We start from the raw sequence: 4424 nt of genomic DNA on the forward strand, positions 1-4424 counted from the left end.
CGTTGTCGCGGGCTTCGGTGTACGCCAGGCGGGTGTTGCCGTCGATCGCGGAATGCAGGTAGGTGTAACCGATGCGGGCCTGCTTGTTCTTCTTTTTCCGGCGTTGGGATCGTTTGGCCTGCTCGGAGCCGCGGCCGTGGGCACGCCACCCGCCGCCGTCCGGGATCTTCCCGACTTTCTTGACGTCGACGTGGACCATCTGACCAGGTCGCTTGGCGGCGATGACCTGGGGTTTTCGGTTGGTTTCGCCGTTCGGGTCGATGAACCGGCGACGGTGCAATCCCAGGCTCCGCAGGATTCTCGTGACCGTCCGACGAGCAATGACGATGCCGTCGGTGCCCAGTTCGAACGTGATTCGTGAAGCCGACCATTTCCGGCTCCGGCGCATTGCTTCGATCTCGGCCACAAGCCCTGCCGCTGTAGCGGTCGGTTGATGGTGCGGCGTGCTGGATCGGTCCTGTAATCCCAGGTCACCGTACTTGCGATACCGGTTGACCCACTTGGAGGCGCATTGACGGGAGATGCCCATCTCGGCGGCGACGTGGGCGATCGGACGACTCTGGCAGCGCTCGATCAGGCGTCGTCTTCCCTCCACGGTTAGCGGAGCATCACGGTGTGTCACAGGGCTGGTCCTTCTTGGTCGAGAACGGCTATGTCGCAATTCCTATTCTCGCGCCGAGGACCAGCCCGTCTACTTCAGTCCCGCGTCATCAACGTCCGTACCCGCAACACCTAGCGAGAGAATAGGAATCACTGTGATTGTCCTCGGCATCATTCTGGCCCTGATCGGTTACTTCACCGCAATCAGTATTTTGACGACAGTCGGCATCATCTTGGTGGTGGTCGGCGCAATCCTGACACTTCTGGGCACTATGGGTCGCGCTGTGGGCGGTCGAAAAGTTTGGTATTAACACCCTATATACCTCGGCCTAACCCTCGCCTGGGACATCTGGCTCGCGCGGGTACCTAATTTGCTCGACCCATGATGATGCACCACTACCGGGATCGCCTCCTCCTGTAAGAGAGGTACTGGGCACATCCCACCTCCACGTTTGAGGGTGCCTGTCGACAGAGTTCAGTGCAGCTGGGCAACCTGCCGGGAGGCCCCGCGGAGAGTGTTTATCTCCGAATGTCGCATTCACTCTGGAAGGCTTGAAACATGCTGGTACGTCGAATTGCTCGTCCACTGCTTTCCACGATCTTCATCGCCGGGGGAATCGATGCTTTGCGCAACCCTGCTCAGCGAGCAGCCAAAGCGTCACCGCTGATCGACAAATCCGTCGAGACGCTGCCAGGAGCAGTGACGCAGAAGGTGCCTGCTGATCCGGAAACACTCGTCAAGATCAACGCCGCCGTCAAGATCAACGCCGCCGTCCAGATCGGCGGCGGTGCCCTGCTGGCCACCGGCAAGGCGCCGCGGCTCGCGTCGTTGGTGCTCGCGGGGAGCCTGGTACCGACCACGCTTGCCGGTCACGACTTCTGGAACGAAACCGATCCGTCACTGCGAGCGATGCAGCGCACAAACTTCATCAAGAACGTCAGCTTGCTCGGCGGACTGATGATCGCCTCCGTCGACACCGAGGGCAAGCCGTCGCTCGGCTGGCGTGGCCGTCGCGCCGCGAAGAAGGCCCAGGCGTCTATCGCCGCAGCACTTCCATTGGTCGCATCGCAGACCGATCACACGAGCGATCGCGTCGAGCATGCTCTGTCGGTGGCGTCCGAACGCGGTTCCGAGCTTGCCGAAACCGCGAAGGCACACGGCACGGATTGGCTCGAACTTGCCAAGGAGCGCAGCTCCGAGTTCGCGGAGATCGCGAGCAAGCGAGCCGCGGAATTCGGAGAGGTCGCCAAAGAACGCGGCCCGGACATCCTCGAAGTCGCGCAGAAGCGCGGCTCCGAACTGGCCGAGACCGCACGCGAGCGCAGCGCCGAACTGGCAGAGCTGGCGAGCAAGCGCAGCTCGGAGTTCGCCGAACTCGCCCTCGAGAAGAGCAACGAGTGGGCCGAAACGGCGTCGGAGCAGACCGAGGTGCTGGGTAAGCGTGCTCGCAAGCGCGCCGAGAAGGCGCTCGAAAAGGCTCGCGCCAAGAAGGACGAATTGACGCACTGAGCGCACCGAAAAACACGGTCACAATCGTTCAGTGACGTTACTACGAGTTTGTTGGCTAGCGTTTTCTGGCTAGATTTCGTAGCCGACGAAAACACGATGGACATGCACTCCCAGAGATAAGTGCTCCGAGCGGATGACACAGCGGGGGCACCCACTGGCTGCGCTCGCGCGAGGCTTTGTTTGAGAGCGCGACTCGGGGGGTGCGCCAACGAACACGAAGGTAGAGGCAGGTCATATGGGGACCTGGCTCGCGAAATTGACGGATGATCACGGAGAGTGGCTGATGACGGCTCGCGCCGACAAGACCAAGATCACCAGAGAAGACGTCACCCTCCTACGCGGAGGACAGGTGATCGGTGTTGACGACGGTGTCATCGGCGTGGTCGGGTCGATGCCTCTCGATCCGACCACCGCATCTCCGCGGTGGGTCACAGTACGCCGGGACCACTCAGGAGTGGTGCACGCACCACTCCCCCCTGTACAACAGCGAGGTGTGCGGCCCTAGACCTCACGCGTGAGTCGACTGCAGATCAGGAATCATAGGTCCCCGACCGATACCTCACCGAGTCGTGCGTCATGTGGTCATGGAGAACGCGTTCGTGGAGCATGCTGAAGCGGATCGGCGGACATGCTCAAGCCATTGTGCGTGGCATATGTCTTCTACTTCCGGGAATGCGGGCCCTCCCGAGAGGTCGAGGATCTGGTCCGGTCGTGGAGGTAGGTCGGCGTCGGTCACACGCTCGATGAGCCCCACTGCTTTCCATCCGCACGAGCATTGCGCCCGCCAACCGATCGTCGCTTCATCGGGCACGTACGTTCCGTCCTCGAGTCCGAAGCCCCGGGCGCTGTACGACAGTGCGGTGCGATCGCCGGCGACGATCGTCGCCGGCGCTCCTTCGTGAGCGCCGTCAGTACTCGTCCAGCACATCCCGTCTCCTTCCTGCAAACCCTTTCACAGTCGGACCACCTAATTCGTGCAAACCTCGATTACTGCGCCCGATCACCCCGCGAAGCTCTCCGCTCGTAGCACCAACGCCGAACATGCCTCCGTCAGAACTCCGGCTACATCAGACTGCATTGCTGACTCGCGCGTGCAGTCAATACGGCTGATTTGATGCTCGATCGCACAAGGGTAACGGTCACCCCGTCACGATGGGCTATCTGCCGCTGTGTCCAACCGCAGTAATATCCCTGGTAGAGGTATCTTCTTGCGCGGCAATCCCCTGTTGACCAACTGAAGCCGTCTTTGCATGCGTGGGCTTCCTCGGCCGATCCGGAGGCCTCCTGAGAGGACCATAAAGCCTCGCGCCGAGGGCGGGAGCGAATCTTTTCTATCGCTCGCCGGTGAGCAATCATGATTACCCACGCCGTAGGGCTCCCGTTTTCCGTCTTGTACTCGGGCGCGCATGCCCATACCTCGCGATACACCGACCGTGCCAGTTCGTCGCTAACTCGCTGATCACCGAACATCTGCATGAGCAGGTCGCAGGCCCAAGGGGAAGTCCGGTCGTAGAATTCGGCGAAAGCTGCACGACTCCCGGAGGAAACAGAACACAGCACAGCAACAAGGTGGTCGTCTGGATCAGCCTTTACCATCACGGTCGCCCCACTCTCACGTGAACTTACAGAGCGAGCATAGTCATCTGCACTCAGCAGGAACCTCGGAAAGTGGGGCTCGAACGTCTCGAATGAATGTCAGTTAGTACACAGCAGCCGGAAGTCGTGTAGCTAGCCCCTGCCGTATTGCTGTGGTCTCCATCACCCGCATCCGAGGTTGATGGAGCGCTCGCTCCGAATCATGGGCACACCCAAAGTCGCAACATGCCCAAGCAGGTTGGCAAAGGCATCCCGGAATGAACACGAGTCTTGTTCTTCACCAAGATCATTCATCGATCGTGCGAAAAAGACGGATTAGCCACCGGCGATTCGTGGATATCCGAGGAGGCCGAGATCGTAGGGCCGCGCCTCAGCCCCCGACGTGCGATCACCTCTTACTTCGATTCCACGTGTAACCCTCGGCTCTGGAATGAGATACACATATCGTAAACGTCCTCTAAGACTGAATCCTTAGGAAAATGCCCCCTATTCACCAGATGTCACCATGACTCCCGCGGCTTCCACACCCGCGAGCATCGAAGGCCCTTCGGTGTGGCGTGATCGTAAGAGGTACCTGTGGCCGCTCGGATTGCTGATTCCACTCAGCCCGTTCATATCGTGGTTTCTCGTCGACAACCTTCGTCTCGGATTGTTCTGGGCGACCGGCGCGTGGCTACTGGTCATCGTCATCCCGATCATCGACATGCTGGCCGGTGAA

6 protein-coding genes and 1 pseudogene are annotated in these 4424 nt (G+C 60.4%); 4 read left to right on the forward strand and 3 right to left on the reverse strand.

All coding sequences use genetic code 11. The features are described from left to right. Positions 1–622 (reverse strand): helix-turn-helix domain-containing protein (locus A2J01_RS28690; RefSeq protein ID WP_156519438.1); only part of this gene is annotated, 622 nt, incomplete at its 3' end. 133 nt (positions 623–755) lie between these two features. Between A2J01_RS28690 and A2J01_RS36655 the strand changes: the two genes are divergently transcribed. The 3 genes from A2J01_RS36655 (at position 756) to A2J01_RS28700 (ending at position 2615) form a co-directional block, all read left to right on the forward strand. Continuing rightward, positions 756–911, forward strand: coding sequence for a DUF6131 family protein (locus A2J01_RS36655; protein ID WP_087503832.1), 156 nt, complete (start codon positions 756–758; stop codon positions 909–911). 248 nt (positions 912–1159) lie between these two features. After that, positions 1160–2110, forward strand: a complete 951-nt coding sequence (locus A2J01_RS28695) for a DoxX family protein (protein WP_064114096.1) — start codon at positions 1160–1162, stop codon at positions 2108–2110. Positions 2111–2393: 283 nt separating this feature from the next. Next, positions 2394–2615: a hypothetical protein gene (locus tag A2J01_RS28700; RefSeq protein ID WP_178377395.1), complete on the forward strand. Its 222-nt coding sequence runs from the start codon at positions 2394–2396 to the stop codon at positions 2613–2615. A 69-nt stretch (positions 2616–2684) separates the two neighbouring features. On the opposite strand, the gene A2J01_RS28705 is transcribed toward A2J01_RS28700, so the two are convergent. Next, positions 2685–3038: a hypothetical protein gene (locus A2J01_RS28705; protein ID WP_051649807.1), complete on the reverse strand. Its 354-nt coding sequence runs from the start codon at positions 3036–3038 to the stop codon at positions 2685–2687. Between the two features lie 134 nt (positions 3039–3172). Then, positions 3173–3706, reverse strand: a complete 534-nt coding sequence (locus tag A2J01_RS37515) for a sigma factor (protein WP_073513845.1) — start codon at positions 3704–3706, stop codon at positions 3173–3175. Positions 3707–4211: 505 nt separating this feature from the next. On the opposite strand from A2J01_RS37515, the pseudogene A2J01_RS35495 reads away from it, so the two are divergent. Then, positions 4212–4424 (forward strand): annotated as a pseudogene (locus A2J01_RS35495) (alkane 1-monooxygenase); the annotation flags it as partial.

Origin of the sequence: Rhodococcus sp. EPR-134 (assembly GCF_001647205.1) — a bacterium.
Lineage (GTDB): Bacteria > Actinomycetota > Actinomycetes > Mycobacteriales > Mycobacteriaceae > Rhodococcus_F > Rhodococcus_F qingshengii.

Excerpts from the sequence above, each read along its gene's own strand:
- A2J01_RS28695 (WP_064114096.1), top strand. The coding sequence starts at position 1,160 with ATGCTGGTACGTCGAATTGCTCGTCCACTGCTTTCCACGATCTTCATC.
- A2J01_RS28700 (WP_178377395.1), top strand. The coding sequence starts at position 2,394 with ATGACGGCTCGCGCCGACAAGACCAAGATCACCAGAGAAGACGTCACC.
- A2J01_RS28705 (WP_051649807.1), bottom strand. The coding sequence starts at position 3,038 with ATGTGCTGGACGAGTACTGACGGCGCTCACGAAGGAGCGCCGGCGACG.
- A2J01_RS37515 (WP_073513845.1), bottom strand. The coding sequence starts at position 3,706 with ATGGTAAAGGCTGATCCAGACGACCACCTTGTTGCTGTGCTGTGTTCT.